The organism is Amycolatopsis camponoti (genome assembly GCF_902497555.1).
Lineage (GTDB): Bacteria > Actinomycetota > Actinomycetes > Mycobacteriales > Pseudonocardiaceae > Amycolatopsis > Amycolatopsis camponoti.
The window spans coordinates 1,445,377-1,469,163 of sequence record NZ_CABVGP010000002.1 but is presented as its reverse complement, the minus strand read 5'-3'; the positions used below and the strand labels follow the sequence as shown (position 1 = coordinate 1,469,163).

Sequence of the window (23,787 nt, the reverse complement as noted above, 5' to 3'; positions counted from 1 at the left end):
TTTCCCGCCGGAGTGTGGCCGGCGCCGGGTTGTGCGGACGGTCAGCGCCGCACCGCACCCGGTGAAACCGGAACACAGGGTTCGCCCGGCGGGTTAGGTTGGGGCATGAGCGTTGATCTCGAGCAGGTTCGCGAGCTGTCGCTGCGGGAAAACGGCCTGGCCACCGTCGCCACGACGCGGGGCGACGGCACCGTTCACTCCTCCGTCGTCAACGCCGGTGTCTTCGCCGACCCGGTGACCGGCGCGCCCGGTGTCGCGTACGTCGCCGTCGGGCGGGCGCACAAGCTCGCGCTGCTGCGGCGGGCCGGGCACGCCACCGTGACCTTCCGCCGCGGCTGGAACTGGGTCTCCGTCACCGGAGCGACCCACCTCATCGGGCCGGACGACCCCGACCCCGCCTTCGACCCCGCGGGCCTGCCGAAGCTCCTGCGCGACGTCTTCGTCGCCGCCACCGGCACCCACGACGACTGGGACGAGTACGACCGCGTCATGGCCGAAGAGCGGCGGGTCGCGGTGTTCGTCACGGCGGACCGGATAATCGGCAACCCCTGACCCGCCCGGCCCGAGGAGTCGACCCGTTGCCCGAGTCCCCGCCCCGCGTCACCACGCCGGTCAAGGTCCTGATCGGCGTGCTCCTCGTCGCCGACGCCGGCTTCGGCGCGGCCCTGATCGCCGGCCTGGTGCGCGACCTCTCACCGTGGCTGCTCGGCGGTGCCTACGCGGCGACCGTGCTCCTCGCCGTCGTGGCCTTCCGTCTGTCGCGCGCCCGCACGCTCAAGCGCGGCTTCGCGGGCCTTCGCGACCTGACCGTCGGCGAGGAGGGCCTCCGCGTGCCCGCGGGCACCCTCAGCACGCGGCTGATCCCGTGGTCGCAGATCGCCGACGTCTCCACCCGCCGCTCGGCCCGGTTCGGCGACGGCTTCCTGCGCGACGCCCTCTGGGTCGACCTGATCACCGGCGAAGGCGTCGAGAGCTCGGTGCAGCGGTACGCGCCCCGCGGCAAGCTCACGCCCGCGCCGCCCCAGCGACGCCAGTTCGAGCAGACGGCGATCCTCGACCCGGCCCTGTTCGACGCGGTGGTCGACCGCGTCCGGAAGGAGCTGCGCCACCGGCAGCTCCACGCTCAGCTGCGCGGCACGCCCCGCATCCGCTGACCGGCGTTCAGCCGAGCCGGCCCAGCAGCTCCCGTGGCACGATCCGCACCGGGAACGGCCGCTCGGCCTCGAACGGTTCGTCACCGGCCGCCTTGCCGACCTGGTGGTAGTGGCCGTCTTCGTCCAGCTCGAACACGGTGAGCGCGGGCTCGACCGGATCGATCACCCAGTAAGCGGCCACGCCCAGCCGCTCATAGACCGCCTTCTTGGTGTTGAGGTCGTGGATCGCGGTACTCGGCGACAGCACTTCGACCGCCAGTACCGGCGGCACCGGGAGATCCTTCTCGGTGAAGTCTTCGTCCCGGCCGACCAGGACGTCGGGCTGCAGCTCGATCTGGTCACCGTGATGCACCGCGAACGGCGCGACGAGTACGTCGTACTCAGGCGGGCAAGCATCGTCGAGGGCTCTGGAGAGCCTCACCACGACCTTCTGATGTCTTCTTCCCGGCGCAGGGCTCACGATGAGCACCCCGTCGATGAGCTCGTAGCGTCGGCCGTCATTCGGGATCCCCTCGATATCGTGCACCGTCAAGGGGCCCGAATCGGTGGGATGCTCGATGTCCGCCATGACCGTCATAGTGCTCTCCTTTCGCTCTTCGCACCAGAGCGAACCAGACAGCACCGACAGAAACCGCGTCGAACACGGGTTCGGCGCCCATATTCACGCGGTGGCGTGAATATGGGCGCCGTTGTCACATCAGTGGAACAGTTACTTCTTGTTCTTCCCGGAGTCCTCAGTGGACAGTGCGGCGACGAAGGCCTCCTGCGGGACCTCGACCCGGCCCACGGTCTTCATCCGCTTCTTGCCTTCCTTCTGCTTTTCCAGCAGCTTGCGCTTACGCGAAATGTCACCGCCGTAGCACTTGGCCAGAACGTCCTTGCGGATCGCGCGAATGGTTTCGCGGGCAATGATCCGGGCGCCGATGGCCGCCTGGATCGGCACCTCGAAGTTCTGCCGCGGGATCAGCTCGCGAAGCCGGTTCACCATGCGGTTGCCGTAGTTGTAGGCGTCGTCCTTGTGCACGATCGCGGAGAACGCGTCCACGGCCTCGCCCTGCAGCAGGATGTCCACCTTGACCAGGTCCGCCGCCTGGGTGCCGGCCTCTTCGTAGTCCAGCGACGCATAACCGCGTGTACGCGACTTCAGCGTGTCGAAGAAGTCGAAGATGATCTCGCCCAGCGGCATGTTGTACCGCAGCTCGACGCGGTCCTCGGACAGGTAGTCCATGCCGAGCAGCTGGCCGCGCTTGTTCTGGCACAGCTCCATGATCGTGCCGATGAACTCCGACGGCGCCAGGATGCTGACCTTGCTGACCGGCTCCAGCACCTTGTCGATCTTGCTGCCGGTCGGCCAGTCCGACGGGTTGGTGACGTGGATTTCCTTGCCGTCGTCCAGCACGACGTCGTAGACCACGTTGGGCGCCGTCGAGATCAGGTCGAGGCCGAACTCGCGCTCGAGCCGGTCGCGCGTGATCTCCAGGTGCAGCAGGCCGAGGAAGCCGCAGCGGAAGCCGAAGCCCAGCGCCACCGACGTCTCCGGCTCGTAGTCGAGCGCGGCGTCGTTCAGCTGGAGCTTGTCCAGCGCCTCGCGCAGCTCCGGGTAGTCGGACCCGTCCACCGGATACAGTCCGGAGTAGACCATCGGCTTCGGTTCGCGGTACCCGGCCAGCGCTTCCTTCGCGCCGTTGCGCTCGGACGTCACGGTGTCGCCGACCTTGGACTGGCGGACGTCCTTCACGCCGGTGATCAGGTAGCCGACCTCGCCGACGCCGAGTCCCTTGCTGGCCTTCGGTTCCGGCGAGATGATGCCGACTTCCAGCAGCTCGTGGGTGGCGCCGGTGGACATCATCTTGATGCGCTCGCGCGGGGTGATCTTGCCGTCGACGACGCGGATGTAGGTGACGACGCCGCGGTAGGTGTCGTAGACCGAGTCGAAGATCATCGCCCGGGCCGGCGCGTCCGCGTCGCCCTGCGGCGCCGGGACCGACTTCACGACCTCGTCGAGCAGCGCGCCGACGCCCATGCCGGTCTTGGCCGAGACCCGCAGCACGTCGTCCGGCTCGCAGCCGATGATGTGGGCCAGCTCACCCGCGTACTTGTCGGGGTCGGCCGAGGGCAGGTCGATCTTGTTCAGCACCGGGATGATCTGGAGGTTGTTCTCCAGCGCGAGGTAGAGGTTGGCCAGCGTCTGGGCCTCGATCCCCTGCGCGGCGTCGACCAGCAGGACGGCGCCTTCGCACGCCTCCAGCGCCCGGGAGACCTCGTAGGTGAAGTCGACGTGGCCCGGGGTGTCGATCATGTGCAGGACGTGGTCCTGCCCGTCGACCTGCCAGGGCAGCCGGACGTTCTGGGCCTTGATCGTGATCCCGCGCTCGCGCTCGATGTCCATCCGGTCGAGGTACTGAGCGCGCATGGCCCGCTCTTCCACGACGCCGGTGAGCTGCAGCATGCGGTCGGCCAGGGTGGACTTGCCGTGGTCGATGTGCGCGATGATGCAGAAGTTCCGGATGAGCTCCGGAGGCGTGAAGGTCGTGTCGGCGAACGTCGTCACTCGAATGAGTCCTCGGAAAGTCGGGGATGGCCACCTCTATGCTCCCATGGCCCTCCGGGTGCCAGTGGGGGTCATCCCCGATGCGGGCTTTGGTGATCCGTGGTGCCCTCGAAGTATGAGCACTTCGCACCAGCCGGCACCCCCTCCCCAGCCGGAGACCAGCGGCTTCGCCCGCGTTCTCGACCGTGCGTTCGGTCACCCCTCCGGCCCGCTCGGCCGCCTCGGCGGCTGGGTGATGGCGCGGGGCAACGCCGCCACCGAGCAGCGCGTCGTCGACCTGGCCCGGATCGAACCGGACGAGACCGTCCTGGTCGTCGGCCCCGGCCCCGGCGTCGGCCTGGACGCCGCCGCGCGGCTGGCCGGGCGCGCCATCGGCGTCGACCCCTCCCCCGAGATGCTCGGGCTCTGCCACGAGCGCTGCGGCGACCGCGCCGAGCTGCGCGAAGGGTCGGCGGCCCGCACCGGCGAGCCCGACGGGTCCGTCGACGTCGTGCTGACCGTCAACAACGTCATGCTCTGGGACGACCGGGCGGTCGGGTTCGCCGAGCTGCTCCGGGTGCTGCGGCCCGGCGGGCGGCTGCTGCTGTCCGCGCACGAGAAGTGGCTGCCCGTGAGCAGGCACGTCCTGGCCGACGAAGCCGCCGAAGCGGGCTTCGCCGACCTGCAGACGTGGACCTGGGACCCGCCCGGCTTCGCCGCGCTGGCCGCGCAGCTGCGCGCCGTCAAGCCCGTCTAACGGGTGTCCACCCGGATGGGGTGGCCCTCGGGCACCTCGACCAGCACGATCCGCGTGCCTTCCGGGTCGGCGATCCAGGCCTCGTCGAGGCCCCAGGGCTCGCGCTGGGCGCCCCGCACCGGCTCCAGGCCTCGCTCCTTGAGATCGGCCAAGGTGCCGGCGAGGTCGCGGACCTGCAGCCAGAGCACCAGATCGGGCGACGCGCCCGTCTCGCCCCGGCCGGAGACCTCCAGGGAGCCGTGGCCGAGGAAGAACACCGTGCCGCCGGGGAACTCACGCTCCACGGCCAGGCCGAGGGTGTCGCGGTAGAACGCCGTCGTCGCCTCGGCGTCGCGCGCGCGGACGATCAGCCTGCTCTTCAGGACTTCCATCCGACCATCCCTACCGGACGCGCTCAGGCCGCCGCAATCGCGGCGATGCCGGACAGCACGATCACCGACCCGGCGAGCCGCCGCACGGCGTCGCTTTCGCCCAGCACCAGCCAGGCGGCGAGGCCGCCGAGCACGATGCTCAGCTCCCGGGCGGGCGCGACCAGGCTGACCGGCGCCATCGTGAGGGCGAACAGCACGAGGATGTACGCGATCGGCGAAAGCAGCCCGACGATGAACACCTCGCGGCGCTGCTCGCGCCAGATCCGCGTCACCTCCACGCGGCCGGCCAGCGCGCCGGGCAGGAGCAGCACGCTCTGCAGGACCGAGCCGAGGCCGAAGTAGACGACCGGCGGCACGCCGAGGCCGGTCACCGAGTGCGCGTCCCAGAGGGTGTAGCCGGCGATGACGGCCCCGGTCAGGAGGCCGTAGAGGATGCCGGCCTTGACGGCCTTCGGGTCGCCGCCCTGGCGGCCGGTGCTGATCACGAGCACCCCGGCGATCACCAGGAACGCGCCGAGCAGGCCGAGCCAGCCGGGCCGCTCGCCGAGCACGAGGACGGCGGCCAGCACCGACAGCAGCGGCCCGGTGCCCCGCGCGACGGGGTAGACGACGGAGAGGTCGCCGACGCGGTACCCGCGCTGCAGCACGATGCCGTAGACGATGTGCAGCACCGACGTGACCACCGCGGCCACCAGCCAGCTCCACTGTGGACGGTCGTCTTCCACGACGAGCAGCACGACCGTGACCGGCAGCAGCACGACGGCGGAAGCGGTGTAGTAGAGCCAGACGAACTGGGTGCCACCGGAGGAGATCCGCTTGGCGGCCAGGTTCCACGCGGCGTGCACGACGGCGGCGACGAGGACGAGCGAGAGGGCGGTGGTGTTCATGGGACCCTTCGGGTTTTCGCGCGCGCGAAAACCGGGTCCTCCAGGCTTTTGCCCCGTCAGATGAACGACCGGCCGTCCGGGCCCGCCGATGGTGCCGCTCGGACCAGACCCGCCGGTCCTGGTTGTGTGGAGCGGGAGCGCAGACCGGCGACGGAACCCTAGGCACTGCCGCCGCCCACGATACTCCCGGCTCCGGGCGTCCGCGGCCCGGCTGTTAAAGTGGTCGCTCGCTGCCCGTGCGGCATTCCGTCATGGAGGAAACCCGCTTTCCGCGGGGCCACTTCAGCGCGGCGGCGATCTCACCGAGTGAAACAGGAGTTGCCCTATGGCCAACATCAAGTCGCAGATCAAGCGCATCACGACGAACGAGAAGGCGCGTCAGCGCAACCAGGCGATCCGGTCCTCGGTGAAGACCGCGATCCGCAAGGTTCGCGAAGCCGCCGAGTCCGGCGACAAGGCCAAGGCCGTCGAGCTGCAGCGCGACGCCGCCCAGAAGCTGGACAAGGCCGTCTCGAAGGGCGTCATCCACGCCAACCAGGCCGCCAACAAGAAGTCGGCGCTGGCGAAGCGCGTCAACGCGCTCTGAGCCGGTTGATTTCTGGGAAAGCCCCGGCTTCGGCCGGGGCTTTCTTCATGCCCGGAGCTTGCGCGGCGCGCGCAGTGGATCGGCGTCGGCACATTCCCGCGAGCGGCAGAGCTGCACCCGCCGGTCGCTTGCCGCGAGCCCTGATCAGTACTCGCGTACGGCAACGCCGACCGCGCGAGACCCGTCATGACCGCCCGCGCGGGAGCCGCGGCGGGAGCCGGTGGGCGCGGCGGGAGCCGGTGGGCGCGGCGGGAGCCGGTGGGCGCGGCTCGTTTCACCGCCGTCAGCGGTCGCCCTTGGCGGCCGCTACCTCGAGGACCGCGCGCTCCAACGCGTAGCCCGGGTCGGCCGCCACGCCCTTGACCTCGGCGTTCAGCCTCGCCACCACGCGCATCGCCGTCGCCAGGCCGTCCTGGTTCCAGCCCCGGACCTGGCCCTGGGCCTTGCGGATCTTCCACGGCGGCATGCCCAGCTCGCCCGCCAGCTGGTTCGGGTTGCCCCGGCCCGCGCCCGAGACCCGGGCGATCGTGCGGACCGCGTCGGCCAGCGCGTCCGCCACCAGGACGTGCGGGACGCCCAGCTGCATCGCCCAGCGCAGCGACTCCAGCGCCGCCGAACGGTCGCCGCTCACGGCCTTCTCCGCGACCGCGAAGCCGGTCACGTCAGCGCGCCCGCGGTGGTAGCGATGGACTGCGTCCGCGTCGACGGTTCCGCCGGCGTCCGCCACCAGTTGCGTCGCCGCCGAGGAGAGTTCTCGCAGGTCGGACCCCACGGCGTCGATCAGAGCGGCGACTCCGCCCGGGTCGATCTTGCCGCCCGCGCGGCGCACCTCGTGCCGTACGAACTGCTCGCGCTCGGCCGGCTTGGTCATCTTCGGGCACTCGGTGACCTCCGCGCCGGCCTTCTTCAGCACCGCCGGGAGCGTCTTGCCCGCCTTGCTGCGCCCGCCGCCGGTGTGCACGACGACCAGCACGACACCGTCCGCCGGGTCCTTCAGGTAGGACGCCACCGCGTCGGAAAGCTCCTGCGAGATGTCCTGCGCCGACTCCAAGACGATCACGCGACCCTCGCTGAACAGCGACGGGCTGACGAGTTCGGCCAGCTCGGGGGCTGTGAGATCCGACACCCGGACGCGAGTCAGCTCGGCCGTGGCGTCGAGCGCGCGGGACGCGGCGAGCGTCTCCCGCACGGCGCGCTCGATCAGCAGTTCTTCCTCACCCAGGACCAGGTGAAGCGGGGCCGGGGCGGTGGCTTGCGCGGTCACGGGTGGATCCTCTCACTTGCGGTCTCGTGCGCCCGCTCCGGTGATGTCGAGCGGCCACCATGGCACAGCGTGAGCGCCATGTCGTACGGTGTCCTCGAGGCGGCGCGCTTCTTGGCGCGCACCGACAACCGAATACCGCTCATCCAGAGGGGCAGAGGGAACGGCCCGACGAAGCCCCGGCAACCGGCGTACAGCCTGTCATCCCGCGATCGCGGGGTAGCTGACGACCACGGTGCCAATTCCGGCCCGCTTCGGCGGGGCAGATGAGGAAAGGAACCTCGCGATGACCGCCACCCTCGGAACGACCTCCACCACGAAGACCCCGGATCTCGGTCCCGCCGTCGAACTGGTGTCGAAGGAAGAGGGCCACCGGCAGCCGCTCGCCCCGGAGTTCGTCTCCGCCGAGGACTTCTCGCCGCTCGAGGTCGCCTACGACTTCGGCCGCGTCCGCCGCGAAGACATCGAGGCCGGCCCCAAGAACATCTGGCGCTACAAGAAGCTCCTCCCGGTGCCGTCCAACATCGAAGAGATCCCGAACACCGAGCCCGGCGCGACCCGGCTGATCCGCGCCGACCGCCTCGCCAAGGAACTCGGCCTCAAGCGCTTGTGGGTCAAGGACGACACCGGCAACCCGACGCACTCCTTCAAGGACCGCGTGGTCGCCGTCGCGCTGGCCGCGGCCCGCGAGTTCGGGTTCGAGGTGCTCGCCTGTCCGTCGACCGGCAACCTGGCCAACGCGACGGCCGCCGCCGCGGCCCGCGCGGGCTGGCGGTCGGTCGTGCTGATCCCGAAGACCCTCGAGCGCGCCAAGATCCTCACCACCGCGGTCTACGACGGCGACCTGATCGCCGTCGACGGCAACTACGACGACGTCAACCGCCTCGCCACCGAGCTCGCCGGCGAGCACCCGAAGTGGGCGTTCGTCAACGTGAACGTCCGGCCGTACTACTCGGAAGGCTCGAAGACGCTGGCCTTCGAGGTCGCCGAGCAGCTCGGCTGGCGCATCCCGCCGCAGATCGTCGTGCCGATCGCCTCCGGTTCGCAGTTGACCAAGGTGGACAAGGGTTTCCGCGAGCTGGGCCAGCTCGGTCTCGTGGACGCCAGCCCGTACAAGGTGTTCGGCGCGCAGGCCACCGGTTGCTCGCCGGTGTCGGCCGCGTTCCGCGCCGGCCAGGACGTGGTCCAGCCGGTGAAGCCGGACACGATCGCCAAATCCCTGGCGATCGGCAACCCGGCCGACGGCCCGTACGTGCTCGACATCGTCAACCGCACCGGCGGCGCGATCGAGGACGTCACCGACGAAGAGGTCGTCGAGGGCATCCGGCTGCTGGCCCGCACCGAAGGCATCTTCACCGAGACCGCGGGCGGGGTCACCGTCGCGACGGCGAAGAAGCTGGTCGAGACCGGCAAGCTGGACCCGGACGCCGAGACGGTGCTCCTGATCACCGGCGACGGCCTCAAGACCCTCGACGCGGTCGAGAACCACATCGGCCCGAAGGCGACCGTGGCCGCGTCCGCCAAGGCAGTGAACGAGGCGCTCGGCTACTGACGTCCTTCGCCGGGGCGGGTTCACTGCCCGCCCCGGCGAGTGCCTCCTTTCGGATTTTTGTTCGCGGGACAGATGACTTCCGCTCAACGGCCCACGTCGGTCCAGCCGGCACCGCCGAGCTGTGCAGCGAAGCCATGAAGAAGAAGCTCGGCTACTGACCTCCGCGGCCGGGGTAGACTCCGCTGCCCGCCCGGCGAGTACCTCCTCTCGGGGTCTTATTGCGGACAGGCGACTTCGCTCAACGGCGAGGCGGACCACGTGCTGGGCCGCCCGCCTCCGCTGCGCCGCCACCCGCATCGGTCCGGCCAACGCCGCCAGGCTGTTCGTCAAAGCGATCAAGAAGCTCGGCTACTGACCTCCGCTGCAGGGCGGGCTCGCGGGGCCAGCTCCGGCTTCAGCGGCGCGGCGGGCCGCGCGGCTCGCCCCGTCGCGCTACCGCCGGGCCTGCCGGGTCGCCGACCACCGCCGTGTCGCCGTCCATGTCGGTCCGGGTGACCAAGGCTCCGAGCGCCGTCAAGGTGTCCATTGTGGACTTGTTCGGGTGCCCGTAGGTGTTGCCCGCGCCCACGCTGACCAATGCCACCCGCGGCCCGACCGCCGTGAGGAACGCCGGCAACGAGTAGCGCGAGCCGTGGTGGGGCACCTTCAACACCTCCGCTTTCAGGTCGTCGCCGTCGGCCAGCAGGTCGGCCTGGGCCGCCAGTTCGACGTCGCCGGTCAGGAGCACCCGGCCGGCCGGGGTCCGTGCTCGCAGGACGACCGAGCTGTTGTTGATCGTTGTGCCGTCCTGCAGACCGGCCGAACGCTCCGGCACGTAGCGCGGGCCGAGCACGTCGAGCGACAGCCCGGGCCACGTCAGCCGCTCCCCCGGGCTCAGCTCCACCAGGGGCACCCCCTGCCGGCGAGCCTCCGCGGCGACCTGCCGCCACGCCCACTCCGGCGCCCGCCCGGGGCCGACGGCGATCCCGCCGACCGCCCGGCCGTCGAAGACCGATGTCAGCCCGCCGATGTGGTCGGCGTGCAGGTGACTCAGCACCAGCAGCGGGATCCGGTCGACCGCCAGCCGGTGCAGGCACTCGTCGACCGGTCCCGGCTCGGGTCCGGTGTCCACGACGACCGCGCGTCCCGGCTCGGCGGTCGCCAGCACGACGGCGTCGCCCTGCCCGACGTCGCACTCGACCATCGCCCAGTTCCGCGGTGGCCACGCCGGCGCGAGCACCCGGACCGGCACGAAGACCAGCAGCGCGCCGACGACGAGCACCGCCATTACCAACCGCACGCGCCGGCGCCGAGCGGCCAGCACCAGCACCGCCAGCACGGCGGCCGCGAGCAGCCCGCCCGACCAGCCGCCGGGCCAGGCGACGACCGCGCCGGGAGCCCGCGCGCCGTGGCGCGCCACGGTGATCAGCCACCGGGCCTCCGGGTCGGCCAGGTGCACCAGGACCTTCCCGGCACCCGGCCACCAAGGCCCGATCACCGTCGCCAGCACGCCGAGCACCGTCGCGGGGGCCACGACGGGCGCGGCGAGGACGTTGGTCAGCACCGAAACCAGGCTCACCGTGCCCGCCATGCCCGCGATGACCGGCGCGGTCACGAGGAAGGCCGCCAGCGGGATCGCCAGCCCTTCGGCGAATCCCGGCGGGACACCGCGACGAGCCAGCGCGACGGCCCAGCGGGGCGCGAGGAGGACCAGCCCGGCCGTGGCGAACACCGACAGCGCGAACCCGAAGTCCGTCGCCATCGCCGGATCCGTCACCACCAGCGCAGCCACCGCGAAAGCCAGTGCGGGCAACGCCGAACCTCGCTTGCCCAGCGCCAGAGCCAGCAACGCGACCGCCGCCATCACCCCCGCGCGCAGCACGCTCGGCTCCGGGCCGACCAGGACGAGGAACCCGACCAGGCACGCGCCGGCCGCCACCGCCGACAGCCGCGGCCCGAGCCGCACCAGCCGCAGCAAGAGCAGTACCGCGCCGCACGCCACGGCCAGGTTTCCCCCGCTGACCGCGGTCAGGTGGGCGAGCCCGGCGGTGACGAACTCCTGCTCGACCCGCGGCGACAACCCGCTCGTGTCGCCCAGAACCAGGCCCGGCAGCAAGCCGGCCGGTTCGTCCGGCAGGACCTGGCACAGGTCGTGGAGTCCGGCGCGCAGCCCGGCCGCGGTCCGCTGCCACCACGGCGCCGACCCGAGGTCTCCCGGCGGGCCGCGCACGGACAGCACCGCGACGGTCAGGTCCGAGCCGCGCGGTGACATGAGCAAGCCGCTCGCCGTCACCTCCTGGCCCGGCAGCAGTGAAGCCCACTGGGCGACGGGCGCCAGCAGCAGGACGCGTCCGGACGACGTCACGGGCCGGCCGTCGACCGACGCCGTGCGGACGTCGGTCGTCAGCACCACCGATCGGGCACCGGCCTGCTGATCGGCGTAGCCGGCGCTGCGCACGGGTTTCGGCCGCTCGGCGACGACGACCCGCAGCGACGCGGGGAGCCCGTCGGCCGAAGCCGCGCGGAGGTCGTCGCGCTGCGCCTCCCGGATCCGCCAGGCGACCGGGCCCGCGGCGACCAGTCCCAGCACCAGCAGGGCCGCCGCCGCGCCGAGCACCCGGGGACGCCCCCGCGCCCGCCAGAGCAGCAGCCCGGCGACCACCGCCGAAGCGAGGCCGAGTGCCACCGCCGTCCACCAGCCCAGCAGCAGCCCGCCGAGCGCGGCCAGCCAGCACGCCAGCGCCGCCGGGACGAGCCGCATGTCCTGCCGGGTGTCGGTCGTGGGCAGGGTGCTCATCCGACCGTCACCTTCTCCCGCAATTTCTGAAACTTGCTTTCGCCGATGCCGCCGACGTCGCGCAGTTGCTCGACCTTCGTGAAGCCGCCGTGCTCGGTGCGCCACTGGATGATCCGTTGGGCCGTCACCTCGCCGACGCCGGGCAGCGTGTCCAGCTGGTCCGCGCTCGCCGCGTTGAGGTCGACCTTCGCGTCCGCCGGGGCACCGGCCGGCGCGGCCGCGGGCGCCGGGATCCCGACCGCGAGCTGCTCCCCGTCGGTCACCCGGCGGGCGAGGTTGAGCGCGCTCAGGTCCGCGCCGGGCTCGGCCCCGCCGACGGCCCGCAGGACGTCCGCGACCCGGGCGCCCTGGACCACAGTGACCAGGCCGGGCGACCGGACCCGGCCGATCACGCTGACGACGAGACCCGCCTGGGGTGCGGCCCGGGCCGGTGCTTCGCTTGCCGGTTTCGCGCTGGGCAGCGCGGGCGGGGGCTCGGGTACCGGCGGGCCGCCGAAGAGCGCGACCGAGCCGAGGACGATCACCACGACCGACACGAGGACACCGGCGAACGCCCACCGGCGGCGGCCGGCACCGGCCGGACCGCCCGGCAGCCAGCGCCGGACCAGCCGGCCACCGGGCCCGACCGTGCTCGCGTCGGGCGAGAGCTGGTCGGCCAGCCAGGCGAGCCGGTCGTTGACGGGGAGGCCCGGATCCCGGGCGGGCTGCTCGAACACACGATCGACGTTAGGGCTCGCGGGGTGGCGTCCGACAGGGGTGCCGCCGCGTCCTGTGGACAACCGGGGTGATGTGGACGGATCCACTCCGCCCGAGCCGGGAACGGTCGTTTCCGTCGTACCCGGGTGGCATCCTGGAGGGTTCGGCGCGCCGGCGGGCTAGCTGCGGGACGGGACCGTCCGCTGGATGACCACCCCGAGCACCCCGGGCCCGGTGTGGGCCCCGATCACCGCCCCCAGCTCGGAAACCACGCACCCCGCCGAGCGCGGCACGGCTTCCTCCAGCCGGTTCGCCAGCTCGACCGCCCGCTCCGGCGACGCGAGGTGGTGGACGGCCAGCTCGACGTCGTCGTCCCGGGCGGCCTGGGCGGCGAGCTCGACCAGCCGCGCGAGCGCCCGGTTCATGGTGCGGACCTTCTCCAGCGGCAGGATCCGGCCTTCGGACATGTGCAGCACCGGCTTCACCGCCAGTGCCGTGCCGAGCAGCGCGGCCGCCGGCCCGATCCGCCCGCCGCGACGCAGGTGGTCGAGGGTTTCCACGACGAACAACGTCGACGAGCAACCGGCCGCGGTCACCGCGGCGGCTTCGACCGCGGCCGCGTCGGACCCGGCCGCGGCCGCGGAGGCGGCGTGCAGCGCGGCGAACCCGAGCCCCATCGCGGTGGTGCGCGAGTCGACCACGCGGACCCGGTCCGGCCCGACTTCCTGCGCGGCCAGCACCGCCGCTTCCCAGGTGCCCGACAACTCGCGCGAGAGGTGCACCGAAACGATCGAGTCCGCGCCGTCGGCGAGCGCCGCGCGGTACTCCTTGACGAACTCCGTGGGCGTCGGCCGGGACGTCGTGACGATCTTGTGCTGGCTCATCGCCTCGGCGACCGCCGCGGGGCCGGTCTCGACGCCGTCGAGGGAGACCACGCCGTCGACCAGGACGTGCAGCGGCACCACCCGGACCGCGTGCCGTTCGGCGAAGCCCTCCGGCAGGTGGGCGGTGGAATCCGTGACTACGGCGACCGACACGCCGTCAGCCTACGTGGCCGGGGGTCAGCACCGGCTTCATCAACACGGACATCGCGTCGCCCACCGCGGCGTGTCCCTGCCAGCCCCAATGCATGCCGTCGGGGTTGCCTTCGCCGCTCAGGACGTGCTCTCCGACAACGGCTTCGAGGTCCAGCAACGGCACCCCCGACCGCGCGCCCCAGGCCGCCATCGCGGCCGCCGCGGCCGGCCGCGCGGTGTGCACGCCACCGTAGGCCGCCGCGCGGTGCACCGAGGGCAGCATGCTGAAGATCGGCAGTTCCGGCCGCAGGACGCGCAACGCGCCCACCGCCGTGTCGAGGTACTGCACGGTGAGCTTGGCCGGCAGCACGACAGGACGGCCGCGGAAGGCGACCGAAAGCCGGGGCTGCGCGTCCAGGTAGGCCTTGCGCACCACGCGTCGCACGGGGTCGGGCCGCAGGTACTTCAGCCCGGTGCGCAGGTACGTCGGCAACGGCGACGGCAACGTGTCCATGCTGCCGACCGCCAGCACGACCGCGTCGACGTGGTGCAGATCGGCCCAGACCCGCGGGTCGCCGGTCAGCGACCACCAGGCGTCGCGGGCAGTCCAGCCGATCCCGGCGACCAGGTCGGCGGTGCCGCCCAACGCGGCCGCGGCCACGTTGGGCCACAGCCGTGGTTCGTCCGCGGCGCAGGGTCCTTCGGGACCGTGAAAGCTCAGCGAATCGCCGAACACGAGCAGGCGCGGCCCCATCGGCTAGCCGTGCATCCCCGCGTTGTAGGCCTGCAGCCGCCACTTCCCGTCGCGCGCGCCCAGCTCGACCCAGTGGCAGTTCGAGATCCCGCCCAGCGACGGCCAGGTCTCCACCGGCAGGTTCAGCAGCCGCGCGGTGAGCGCCGTGATCAGCCCGCCGTGCGCGGCCAGCAGCACGGTGTCGCCCACCGAAGAGTTGGCCTGCTGCAGGTCGCTGACCACCTCGCCCGCGCGGTCGGCGACGTCGAGGCGGTTCTCCCCGCCCGGCGGCGCCCAGGTCGCGTCCTTGCGCCAGCGGTCGCGTTCACCGGGGTAGGCCGCGTCGACCTCCGCGCCGGTGAGCCCCTGCCATTCGCCGAGGTGCGTCTCGCGCAGCCGCTTGTCGATCCGCAGCGGAACACCGATCGCGTCGGTGAGCACGGTGGCCGTGTCGGTGGCGCGGCGCAAGTCGGACGCGATGACGAGGTCCGGGGAGAACCGGGCCAGCGCGGGGACCGCGAACCGGGCCTGGTTCCAGCCGACCGGCGTCAGCGCCGAATCGAGGTGTCCCTGCATCCGCCCGGCGGCGTTGTAGTCCGTCTCGCCGTGGCGCCAGAGCACGAGCCGCCGGGGGCTCACGGGACGTCCGGGTCCTCGTCGGCGGGCGGCTCTTCGAGACCGGCCACCTCGATGCGCGGGCAGTCCTTCCACAGCCTTTCGAGGCCGTAGAACGTGCGCTCCTCGACGTGCTGGACGTGCACGACGACGTCGACGTAGTCGAGCAGGACCCAGCGGCCCTCGCGGGCGCCTTCGCGGCGGACCGGCTTGTGCCCGCTCTCCCGCAGCTTCTCCTCGACATTGTCGACGATCGCGCCGACCAGGCGCTCGTTGGACGCGGAGGCGATGACGAAGGCGTCGGTGATGACGAGCTGCTCGGACACGTCCAGCACGACTACGTCGCTGGCCTTCTTGTCCGCCGCCGCGTGTGCGGCCGCTACGGCCAGCTCTCGTGCCTCGGACGTGGCTGCCACGGTGCTCCTTCACAGATCGGGTTCGCCCGAGAAGAGTACCCGCCGCGACCAGCGGTGCTTCAGTCGCTCTTCCGGTAGAGATCCTTCTTCGCGATGTAGCGGACGACGCCGTCGGGAACGAGGTACCAGACCGGCTCCCCGCGCTCGACGCGATCGCGGCAGCCGGTCGACGAGATCGCCATCGCGGTGACCTCGACGAGGCTCACCTTGCCGCTGGGCAGGTGGTGCGAATTGAGCCGGTAGCCGGGCCGCGTGACGCCGATGAAGTGCGCGAAGTCGAACAGCTCGTCGGCCTTGTGCCAGGTCAGGATCTGCTCGAGGGCGTCGGCGCCGGTGATGAAGAAGAGCTGGTCGCCGGGGTACTCGGCGTGCAGGTCGCGCAGGGTGTCGACGGTGTAGGTCTGGCCGGCGCGGTCGATGTCGACGCGGCTGACCGAGAAGACCGGGTTGGACGCGGTCGCGATGACCGTCATCAGGTAGCGGTCCTCGGCCTTGGTCACCCGGCGGCTGGTCTTCTGCCAGGGCTGGCCGGTGGGGACGAAGATCACTTCGTCGAGCCCGAACCGGGACTGGACCTCGCTGGCCGCGACGAGGTGGCCGTGGTGCACGGGGTCGAACGTGCCGCCCATGACCCCGATCCGCCGTGGTGACATGACTCGGGAGCCTATACATCGCGCGCGCGAGGCGTCGGGTGCTGTCCGCCACCTCGCCCGACCGGGTCGCGAATGTGATTCAGGTCACATAACCACCCGTATTCGACACGAACGGTCCGTTCGCGCCGCCGCCGATTCCCGGATCGTCGGTGCCATGGGGTAGACGTGGGGACGTGGACACGACCAGCACCACCCCAGCCCTCCGCGACCGCGCCGAGACCCTCCTCCGGGCCCTGGCCGGCGATTCGGCGAAGCTGCGCGAAGACCAGTGGACGGCCATCGAGGCCCTGGTCGCGCAGCGACGTCGCGCGCTGGTCGTGCAGCGCACCGGCTGGGGCAAGTCGGCGGTGTACTTCCTGGCCACGGCACTGCTGCGGGAACAGGGCAGCGGGCCGACGGTCATCGTCTCGCCCCTGCTCGCCCTGATGCGCAACCAGATCTCGGCCGCGGCGAAGGCCGGGATCCACGCGGCGACCATGAACTCCGCGAACGCGCAGGAGTGGGACCAGGTGCAGGCCTCGGTCGCGGCCGGCGAGGTGGACGTCCTCCTGGTCAGCCCCGAACGGCTGAACAACCCGGACTTCCGCGACAACGTCCTGCCGAAGCTGACCGCGAGCACCGGGCTGCTGGTGGTCGACGAGGCGCACTGCATCTCCGACTGGGGGCACGACTTCCGGCCGGACTACCGGCGCCTGCGCACGCTGCTGGGCGACCTGCCCGACGGCGTGCCGGTGCTGGCGACCACGGCGACGGCGAACGACCGCGTCGTCACCGACGTCGCCGAGCAGCTGGGTCTCGGCACGGGCACCGACACGCTCGTGCTGCGGGGCACCCTCGACCGGGAGAGCCTGCGGTTGTCGGTGTGCCGGCTGCCGACATCGCAGGCGCGGCTGGCCTGGCTCGCCGAGCACCTGGCCGAGCTGCCCGGGTCGGGGATCATCTACACGCTGACCGTGGCGGCGGCGCACGACGTCGCGTCGCTGCTGAAGGACCGGGGTTACCCGGTGGCGGCGTACACCGGCAAGACCGACCCGGCCGACCGGCAGGCGGCCGAGGACGACCTGCTCGGCAACCGGGTCAAGGCGCTGGTCGCGACGTCCGCGCTGGGCATGGGGTTCGACAAGCCGGACCTCGGGTTCGTCGTGCACCTCGGGGCACCGTCGTCGCCGATCGCGTACTACCAGCAGGTCGGCCGCGCCGGGCGTGGTGTCGAGCGCGCCGAGGTCGTGCTGCTGCCCGGCGAGGAGGACAAGGCGATCTGGGCGTACTTCGGGTCGCTCGCCTTCCCCGACGAGCTGCGGGTGACGCAGGTGCTGAACACCCTCGCCTACGCCGACCGTCCCCTGTCGACGGCCGCGCTCGAGCCGTCGGTGGAGCTTTCCCGGTCTCGGCTGGAAATGGTGCTCAAGGTCCTGGACGTCGACGGCGCGGTGCGGCGCGTGAAGGGCGGCTGGACGAGCACAGGTCAGGACTGGGAGTACGACCGCGGGCGGTACCGACGGGTCGCGGAGGCCCGGGAGCGCGAGCAAGCCGCGATGCTCGGCTACCTGGCGGCCGACGGCTGCCGGATGGAGTACCTGCGGCGCCAGCTCGACGACCCCGAGGCGGCGCCGTGCGGGCGGTGCGACAACTGCACCGGCAAGCACTGGGACACGACGGTCGCCGACGACGTCGCCGAAGCGACCCGGGAACGGCTGCAACGGCCGGGCGTCGAGGTCGCGCCCCGGAAGCAGTGGCCCACCGGGATGTCCTCTTTGGACGTTCCGGTGTCCGGCCGGATCTCGGCCGACGACCAGGCCGAGCCGGGTCAGGTGCTCGGGCGGCTCACCGACGTCGGGTGGGGCAACCGGTTGCGGGAGCTCGTCGGCGCGACGGCGGCGGACACCGACGTGCCCGACTCGGTGTTCAAGGCCTGCGTCCAGGTGCTCGCCGGGTGGAAGTGGGCGGAGCGGCCGGTCGCGGTGGTGGCGGTGCCGTCGTCGACGCGGCCGCAGCTCGTGTACAGCCTCGCGACGCGGCTGGCCGACGTCGGCAAGCTGGACTTCCTGGGCGCGCTCGACGCGGACGGGCCGCCGCCGCGTCAGGCGAACAGCGCGCAGCGGCTGGCCGATCTGTGGCGGCGGATGAGCATGCCGGCCGACCTCGCGGCGACGCTGCCGGCCGGGCCGATCCTGCTGGTGGACGACGTCATCGACACGGGCTGGACGATGACGCTGGCCGCGCGGCTGCTGCGGCGGGCCGGGGCGCCCGCGGTGCTGCCGTTCGCGCTGGCCAGCACGGCGTAAGGGAGGGAGTTACCTATCCGGACGGACGACTCGCGTACCTGGACGGACGACTCGCGTGCCTGGAGGGCCGGGGCGCGTGGCTGGAGGGTCGGGGCGTGGCTGGAAGTCGGGGTGGCGGGGTAATCGGGCAGTGGGGATCTTTCGCACCGCGAACGAATGTGGCAAAGTCCCGTTCCACCTTCGGGTGACGTGGAGGCCGCCATGACCGAGTCCACCGTGCAGGCATCCCTGCGGCACCGGCTGCCGGTGCGCAAGCTGTTCGCGGCGAGCGCGGGCAATGCGCTGGAGTGGTTCGACTGGACGATCTACGCGACGTTCAGCATCTACTTCGCCGGCGCGTTCTTCCCCGCCGGGAACGACACCCTCGCCCTGATCAACACGTTCGCCACCTACGCGCTCGCGTTCTTCTTCCGCCCGCTCGGCGGAGTCCTGCTCGGGCGCTTCGCGGACACGCGCGGCCGCAAGCCCGCCATGATCCTCACCATCCTGCTCATGGCCGGCGGCTCGGTCGCGATCGGGCTGCTGCCGACGTTCTCCCAGGTCGGCTGGCTCGCCCCGATCCTGCTGCTGCTCGCCCGCATCGCGCAGGGGCTGTCACTCGGCGGCGAGGTGTCGAACGCGTCCGCCTACCTCGGCGAGATCGCGCCGCCGGAGCGTCGTGGCCGGTACTCGGCGTTCTTCTACATCTCGACCGGGACGGCGGTGCTGATCGCGACCGTGCTCGGGTTCGTCCTGGCCCGCACGCTGGACAAGGCGCAGCTCGCGTCCTGGGGCTGGCGGCTGCCGTTCCTGCTGGGCGGCGTCTTCGGCCTGGTCGGGCTGTGGCTGCGCCGCAGTCTCGCCGAAACCGAGCTGTTCGAGCAGACGAAGGCCAAGGCGCGCAAGCTCGAACGGCCGTTGCTGACGACGCTCACGCACCACCCCAAGGCCGTCGGCAGGCTCGTCGGCTTCACGATGCTCTCGACCCTTTGCTACTACACGTTCTTCAGCGCGCTCACGTCGTTCGCGGTCAAGAACCGGCACGCCGACGCGGACTCCGTGTTCCTCGCACTCTCCGTCGGCACGGCGTTGTTCATCGCCCTGCAGTACCCGATGGGCGCGCTCGCGGACCGGGTCGGGCGGAAGCCGCAGCTGCTCGTCTGGTCGGGGGCGACCGCGGTCGTCGTCGTGCCGCTGTCGACCTTGATCGGCCCGAGCATCGGCGGGCTGCTCGTCGTGTTCTGCGTCGGGCTCGGGCTGTACACGGCGATGACGTCGATCGCGCCGGCCATCATGAGCGAGTTGTTCCCGACCGAACTGCGCGGGCTGGGGATCGGCGCTTGGTACAACCTGACCGTCGCGATCTTCGGCGGCACCGCGCCGCTGCTCATCACCGTCTTCGGCGCGGTCTCGCCGACGCTCTACTTCTGGTACGTCGCGGCCGGCGCGGCGATCGCCTTCGCCGTCATCCTCACGTTGCCCGAGACCAAGGGCAGCGAGCTGCGGTAAACCCTTCGTCACCGCCCGGTCACGCTCGCTACGCTGCGTGCTCCGAGACCGAGCCGAAGGAGGGACACCGTGCACACCGCCGACGTTACCGAGGAGCTGGCGCGCCGCGTGGTGGCCGCCGCCGGCAAAGCACTGAACGTCGACCTGAGGCCGGAGCAGGCGCTGATCCAGGCGTCGCCGCGCGACGGCGTCGACTACCAGGGCAACCTCGCGATGAGCCTGGGCAAGCGGCTCGGCCGCCCACCGCGCGAAGTCGCCGAAGCCATTGCCGGAGCGCTGGAACTCGACGGCATCGCCGACCCACCCGAAGTCGCCGGGCCGGGTTTCCTGAACTTCGTGCTGCGCAAGGAATGGCTGGAGACACGCACCGCCGGGCTGCTCGGCGATCCACGTCTCGGCGTGCCCGAAACGACTGGGCCGCGGCGGATCGCGCTGGACTACAGCAGCCCGAACGTCGCGAAGGAGATGCACGTCGGGCACCTGCGCACGACGGTGATCGGCGACGCGCTCGCGCGCCTGCTGCGGTTCGCCGGCCACGAAGTGCTGCCGCACAACCACCTCGGCGACTGGGGTACGCCGTTCGGCATGCTCATCGAGCACCTCCTCGACGTACCGGCCGGGCACCGCGCCATCGCCGACCTCGACGCGTTCTACCGCGAAGCACGGCAGAAGTTCGACAGCGACGAAGGGTTCGCGACGCGGGCGCGCGAGCGCGTCGTGCTCCTGCAGAGCGGCGACGAAGAAACCCTCGCGGTCTGGCGGGAGCTGGTCGCCGAATCGACACGGCACTTCGACGAGGTCTACGCGCTGCTCGGAATTTCCTTGACGGACCAGGACATCTACGGCGAGAGCTTCTACAACCCGTACCTCGCGGCGGTGGTGGACGACCTCGAGAAAGCCGGGCTGACCGAGGTCAGCGACGGCGCCGTCTGCGTGTTCCCCGACGGGTTCCGCAACCGCGAGGGCGACCGGCTACCGCTGATCGTCCGCAAGCGCGACGGCGGCTACGGGTACGCAGCGACCGACCTGGCCACCGTCCGGTACTGGACGGCCGAACGCGGCGCGACCGACCTCCTCTACGTCGTCGGGGCGCCGCAGGCACAGCACTTCGCGATGCTGTTCGCCGTCTGCCGCGCGGCCGGCTGGCTGACCGGGCACGCCGAGCACATCGGCTTCGGCACGGTGCTGGGTGCGGACGGCAAGACCATGCGGACCCGCTCCGGCGACACGGTCAAGCTGGCCGACCTGCTCACCGAAGCCGTGACGCAGGCTGCCGCGGTCGTCGCCGAACGCAGTGAGCTGGACGCGGCGGGGCAAGCCGAAGTCGCGCGTGCGGTCGGCATCGGCGCGGTCAAGTACGCCGACCTGTCCGGCGACCGCGAACGCGACTACGTCTTCGCCTGGGACCGGATGCTCGCCAAGGAGGGCAACACGTCCGTGTACCTGCAGTACGCGTACGCGCGGACGCGGTCGATCCTGCGGAAGGCGGGCGGGCTGCCCGACGGCACCGACGTGCTCTTGGAAGCGCCCGCCGAGCGTGCGCTGGCGCTGAAGCTGCTCAGGTTCGGCGAAGCGCTGAAGGCCGCGACAGACGGCTACGCGCCGCACAAGCTCTGTACGTACCTGTACGAGACCGCGGTCTCGTTCTCGCGGTTCTTCGAGGAATGTCCGGTCTTGAAAGCGTCTTCACCGTCACTGCGCGCGTCCCGGCTCAGGTTGACTACGCTGACGTCGCACACGCTCGCGCTCGGGCTTTCCCTGCTCGGCATCGAAGCGCCCGACCAGCTCTAGCGGGAGACCACTGTGGAACTGCCCGGCGATCTGCTCGCTCTGCTGAGCGAGCCCAGCCTCTGTTTCCTGTCCACGGTGATGCCGGACGGCTCGCCGCAGCTCACCCAGACCTGGGTGGACACCGACGGCACGCACCTCCTCGTCAACACCGTGCTGGGCCACCAGAAGCAGCGCAACATCGAGCGTGACCCGCGGGTGGCGCTCAACGTCGCCGACCGCGAACGGCCGTCGCGCTACTACGCGATCCGCGGGCAGGTCATCGACATGACCGAGGACGGCGCGGTCGAGCACATCGAGAAGCTCTCGCAGCGCTACCTCGGCGGCCCGTACCCGTGGTGGGGTGGCCGGGACCAGACGCGGCTGCTGCTCACGATCAAGCCGGACCGGATCAACCCGACATGATCATCGTCGCCGGCTGGCTCGCCGTCGCTCCCGAAAGCCGCGATGCGTACCTCGACGACTGTCGTGAGGCTGTGCGGCTGGCGCGGGAAGCTCCTGGCTGCCTCGAATACTCGCTGGGCGCCGACCTGCTCGACCCCGGCCGGATCACCGTGTACGAACGCTGGGAGTCCGACGAGGACCTCGAGCGCTTCCGCGGGTCCGGGCCGTCGGACGAGCAGGCGGTGCAGATCGTCGACGCGTCGGTGGCGCGCTACCGGATTTCGGCGGTCGAAGCGCCGTGATCGGCCAGTAGCGCCACCAGTTCACCGGCCAGATCGCGGCCGATCGGCTCCCGCGTCGCGAGGAGCCGATACCAGAGCGTGCCGAACACGACGTCGATCACCGTGCGGGAGCTGACTTCCGCCGGCAGTTCGTCGCGCTCGCGAGCCCGTTCGACGATGGTGCCGAGCGCCTCGCGACGGCGGTTGAGGAAGTCCTCGCGGAACCGCTTGCCGAAGTCGGGGTCGATCTGCGCCTGCGCCATCAGCGCGCGCAGCGTGTCCGCCACCTGCGCTTTTTCGCCCAGCTCGAACGTGCTGCCCAGGAAGCCGGCGAGGTCGGCGCGGAACGTCCCCTCGTCCGGGATCGGCACGAACAGGTCCGCTTTCGTCGCGAGCGCGTCGAGCAGGACGTCGGCCTTCGACGGCCACCAGCGGTAGATCGTCTGCTTGCCGACGCCGGAGCGCGCGGCGATGCCTTCGACGGTCAGCGTGCCGTAGCCCGCCTCCGCGACGAGGTCGAGCGTCGCGGCGAGGATCGCCAGCCGGCTCTGTTCGCTGCGCTTGCGGCCGGGACGGGACTGGTCGGTCATGGGATCCGATGGTAGCGTCCATTTCGAAACGAGACGTACCGGTTCGAAATGGGGAACAGACATGAGCATCGCTCTCGTGGCCGGCGGCACTTCGGGCATCGGCCTGGCGACCGCGCGTCGGCTGCACGAACAGGGTTACGACGTCCACGTGACCGGACGTGGCAAGGAACGTCTCGACGACGTCGCGGTGAGCGACCCTTCCTTGACGGGACACCAGGCCGACGGCGGTGACGCCGGGGCGATGGCCGCGCTGGCGGAGTCGCTCGGCATGGTGGACGTGCTGGTGGTGAGCCTCTCCGGCGCCGAGGGGATGGGGCCGATCGCTTCGCTGGACCTGGCGATGCTGCGGCGGGCGTTCGACGCGAAGTTCTGGGCGCACCTGACGACGATCCAGGCGGTGCTGCCGCACCTGGCCGCAGACGGGTCGATCACGCTGCTCGGCGCGATCAGCGCGCACGCGGCGATGCCCGGGACGGCGGGCATCGGCGCGCTCAACGCGGCGGTGGAAGCGCTCGTCAAGCCACTGGCGGTCGAGCTGGCGCCGCGGCGGGTGAACGCGGTTTCGCCGGGGGTCGTCGACACGGCCTGGTGGAGCGGCTTCCCGACGGAGGTGCGCGAAGGGTTCTTCGCGCAGACGGCGGCTTCGATCCCGTCCCGCCGCGTGGCGACGGCGGACGACGTCGCCGAGGTGGTCGCGCTGGCGGCGACGAACCGCAACCTGAGCGGCACGATCCTGGAAGCCGACGGCGGCGCCCGCCTGGTCTCGGTTGGCTGAGCCCGTCGCGACGGGGCATCACCCGTGATCAGCGAGGCATCACGTGTGATCGGAAGGGCATCACACGTGACTGAAGGGGCATCACACGTGATTGGGGAGTCGACACGCGTGATTGAAGGGTCGACACGGTGATGCCCGCCGGATCACGTGTGATGCCTGCTCAATCACGGGTGATGCCTGCGGGGACGCGGGG

General features: G+C 71.4%; 24 protein-coding genes and 1 riboswitch. Of the genes, 11 read left to right on the top strand and 13 right to left on the bottom strand.

Annotation, left to right across the window (positions count from 1 at the left end; genetic code table 11):
* The first annotated feature begins 105 nt into the window (after positions 1–105).
* The gene (locus tag AA23TX_RS27430) at positions 106–552 is read left to right on the top strand and encodes a pyridoxamine 5'-phosphate oxidase family protein (RefSeq protein WP_155545699.1); all 447 of its coding nucleotides are present in this window, start codon (positions 106–108) and stop codon (positions 550–552) included.
* A gap of 26 nt (positions 553–578) precedes the next feature.
* Entirely contained in the window at positions 579–1,154 is a 576-nt protein-coding gene (locus AA23TX_RS27425) for a PH domain-containing protein (protein ID WP_155545698.1), read from the top strand.
* 7 nt (positions 1,155–1,161) lie between these two features.
* On the opposite strand, the gene AA23TX_RS27420 is transcribed toward AA23TX_RS27425, so the two are convergent.
* Positions 1,162–1,731: a Uma2 family endonuclease gene (locus AA23TX_RS27420; RefSeq protein WP_155545697.1), complete on the bottom strand. Its 570-nt coding sequence runs from the start codon at positions 1,729–1,731 to the stop codon at positions 1,162–1,164.
* Positions 1,732–1,863: 132 nt separating this feature from the next.
* Positions 1,864–3,705 (bottom strand): translation elongation factor 4, encoded by a 1,842-nt coding sequence (lepA, locus tag AA23TX_RS27415; protein ID WP_155545696.1) that lies wholly within the window; start codon positions 3,703–3,705, stop codon positions 1,864–1,866.
* 115 nt (positions 3,706–3,820) lie between these two features.
* Here lepA and AA23TX_RS27410 point away from each other — a divergent pair, with 115 nt between their 5' ends.
* Positions 3,821–4,441, top strand: a complete 621-nt coding sequence (locus AA23TX_RS27410) for a class I SAM-dependent methyltransferase (protein WP_155545695.1) — start codon at positions 3,821–3,823, stop codon at positions 4,439–4,441.
* On the opposite strand, the gene AA23TX_RS27405 is transcribed toward AA23TX_RS27410, so the two are convergent.
* Together AA23TX_RS27405 and AA23TX_RS27400 are read right to left on the bottom strand one after the other, a co-directional pair.
* Entirely contained in the window at positions 4,438–4,812 is a 375-nt protein-coding gene (locus AA23TX_RS27405; RefSeq protein ID WP_155545694.1) for a VOC family protein, read from the bottom strand. The genes AA23TX_RS27410 and AA23TX_RS27405 overlap by 4 nt on opposite strands.
* 23 nt (positions 4,813–4,835) lie before the next feature.
* A complete protein-coding gene (locus AA23TX_RS27400) occupies positions 4,836–5,699 on the bottom strand; it encodes a DMT family transporter (protein WP_155545693.1) in 864 nt (287 codons plus the stop codon).
* Positions 5,700–6,024: 325 nt separating this feature from the next.
* On the opposite strand from AA23TX_RS27400, the gene rpsT reads away from it, so the two are divergent.
* The gene (rpsT, locus tag AA23TX_RS27395) at positions 6,025–6,285 is read left to right on the top strand and encodes a 30S ribosomal protein S20 (RefSeq protein WP_155545692.1); all 261 of its coding nucleotides are present in this window, start codon (positions 6,025–6,027) and stop codon (positions 6,283–6,285) included.
* A gap of 283 nt (positions 6,286–6,568) precedes the next feature.
* Here rpsT and holA read toward each other — a convergent pair whose 3' ends face one another.
* Positions 6,569–7,549, bottom strand: coding sequence for a DNA polymerase III subunit delta (gene holA, locus AA23TX_RS27390; protein WP_155545691.1), 981 nt, complete (start codon positions 7,547–7,549; stop codon positions 6,569–6,571).
* Positions 7,550–7,685: 136 nt separating this feature from the next.
* A riboswitch (SAM riboswitch) is annotated at positions 7,686–7,819 on the top strand.
* 13 nt (positions 7,820–7,832) lie between these two features.
* Here holA and thrC point away from each other — a divergent pair.
* On the top strand, positions 7,833–9,098 hold the full coding sequence (thrC, locus tag AA23TX_RS27385) for a threonine synthase (RefSeq protein ID WP_155545690.1): 1,266 nt from the start codon (positions 7,833–7,835) through the stop codon (positions 9,096–9,098).
* 394 nt (positions 9,099–9,492) lie between these two features.
* Here thrC and AA23TX_RS27380 read toward each other — a convergent pair whose 3' ends face one another.
* From AA23TX_RS27380 to nadD, 7 genes are all read right to left on the bottom strand, one after another.
* Positions 9,493–11,874 carry a ComEC/Rec2 family competence protein gene (locus tag AA23TX_RS27380; RefSeq protein WP_155545689.1) on the bottom strand — a complete coding sequence of 794 codons (2,382 nt, stop codon included), beginning with the start codon at positions 11,872–11,874 and terminating at the stop codon, positions 9,493–9,495.
* The gene (locus tag AA23TX_RS27375; RefSeq protein WP_155545688.1) at positions 11,871–12,590 is read right to left on the bottom strand and encodes a ComEA family DNA-binding protein; all 720 of its coding nucleotides are present in this window, start codon (positions 12,588–12,590) and stop codon (positions 11,871–11,873) included. The genes AA23TX_RS27380 and AA23TX_RS27375 overlap by 4 nt, the downstream gene beginning before the upstream one ends.
* Positions 12,591–12,749: 159 nt before the next feature.
* Positions 12,750–13,607 carry a DegV family protein gene (locus tag AA23TX_RS27370; protein WP_155545687.1) on the bottom strand — a complete coding sequence of 286 codons (858 nt, stop codon included), beginning with the start codon at positions 13,605–13,607 and terminating at the stop codon, positions 12,750–12,752.
* A gap of 4 nt (positions 13,608–13,611) precedes the next feature.
* On the bottom strand, positions 13,612–14,340 hold the full coding sequence (gene octT, locus AA23TX_RS27365; protein ID WP_155545686.1) for a diglucosylglycerate octanoyltransferase: 729 nt from the start codon (positions 14,338–14,340) through the stop codon (positions 13,612–13,614).
* Between the two features lie 3 nt (positions 14,341–14,343).
* Entirely contained in the window at positions 14,344–14,958 is a 615-nt protein-coding gene (locus AA23TX_RS27360) for a histidine phosphatase family protein (RefSeq protein WP_155545685.1), read from the bottom strand.
* A complete protein-coding gene (rsfS, locus tag AA23TX_RS27355; protein ID WP_003067112.1) occupies positions 14,955–15,350 on the bottom strand; it encodes a ribosome silencing factor in 396 nt (131 codons plus the stop codon). The genes AA23TX_RS27360 and rsfS overlap by 4 nt, the downstream gene beginning before the upstream one ends.
* Positions 15,351–15,409: 59 nt before the next feature.
* Positions 15,410–15,979, bottom strand: a complete 570-nt coding sequence (gene nadD, locus AA23TX_RS27350) for a nicotinate-nucleotide adenylyltransferase (protein WP_230862945.1) — start codon at positions 15,977–15,979, stop codon at positions 15,410–15,412.
* A 197-nt stretch (positions 15,980–16,176) separates the two neighbouring features.
* On the opposite strand from nadD, the gene AA23TX_RS27345 reads away from it, so the two are divergent.
* The 5 genes from AA23TX_RS27345 to AA23TX_RS27325 all read left to right on the top strand — a co-directional run bounded on the left by AA23TX_RS27345 (position 16,177) and on the right by AA23TX_RS27325 (position 22,250).
* Positions 16,177–18,288 (top strand): RecQ family ATP-dependent DNA helicase, encoded by a 2,112-nt coding sequence (locus tag AA23TX_RS27345; protein ID WP_155545683.1) that lies wholly within the window; start codon positions 16,177–16,179, stop codon positions 18,286–18,288.
* 201 nt (positions 18,289–18,489) lie between these two features.
* On the top strand, positions 18,490–19,776 hold the full coding sequence (locus AA23TX_RS27340; RefSeq protein ID WP_155545682.1) for an MFS transporter: 1,287 nt from the start codon (positions 18,490–18,492) through the stop codon (positions 19,774–19,776).
* A 69-nt stretch (positions 19,777–19,845) separates the two neighbouring features.
* Positions 19,846–21,567: an arginine--tRNA ligase gene (gene argS / locus AA23TX_RS27335; protein ID WP_155545681.1), complete on the top strand. Its 1,722-nt coding sequence runs from the start codon at positions 19,846–19,848 to the stop codon at positions 21,565–21,567.
* Positions 21,568–21,579: 12 nt separating this feature from the next.
* Positions 21,580–21,969 (top strand): PPOX class F420-dependent oxidoreductase, encoded by a 390-nt coding sequence (locus tag AA23TX_RS27330; protein WP_155545680.1) that lies wholly within the window; start codon positions 21,580–21,582, stop codon positions 21,967–21,969.
* Entirely contained in the window at positions 21,966–22,250 is a 285-nt protein-coding gene (locus AA23TX_RS27325) for a putative quinol monooxygenase (protein ID WP_155545679.1), read from the top strand. Before AA23TX_RS27330 ends, AA23TX_RS27325 begins: the two co-directional genes overlap by 4 nt.
* Here the strand turns inward: AA23TX_RS27325 and AA23TX_RS27320 are convergent.
* Entirely contained in the window at positions 22,220–22,819 is a 600-nt protein-coding gene (locus AA23TX_RS27320; protein WP_155545678.1) for a TetR/AcrR family transcriptional regulator, read from the bottom strand. The two genes, AA23TX_RS27325 and AA23TX_RS27320, sit on opposite strands and share 31 nt — an antisense overlap.
* A gap of 61 nt (positions 22,820–22,880) precedes the next feature.
* On the opposite strand from AA23TX_RS27320, the gene AA23TX_RS27315 reads away from it, so the two are divergent.
* On the top strand, positions 22,881–23,594 hold the full coding sequence (locus tag AA23TX_RS27315; protein ID WP_155545677.1) for an SDR family oxidoreductase: 714 nt from the start codon (positions 22,881–22,883) through the stop codon (positions 23,592–23,594).
* Positions 23,595–23,787 lie beyond the last annotated feature (193 nt).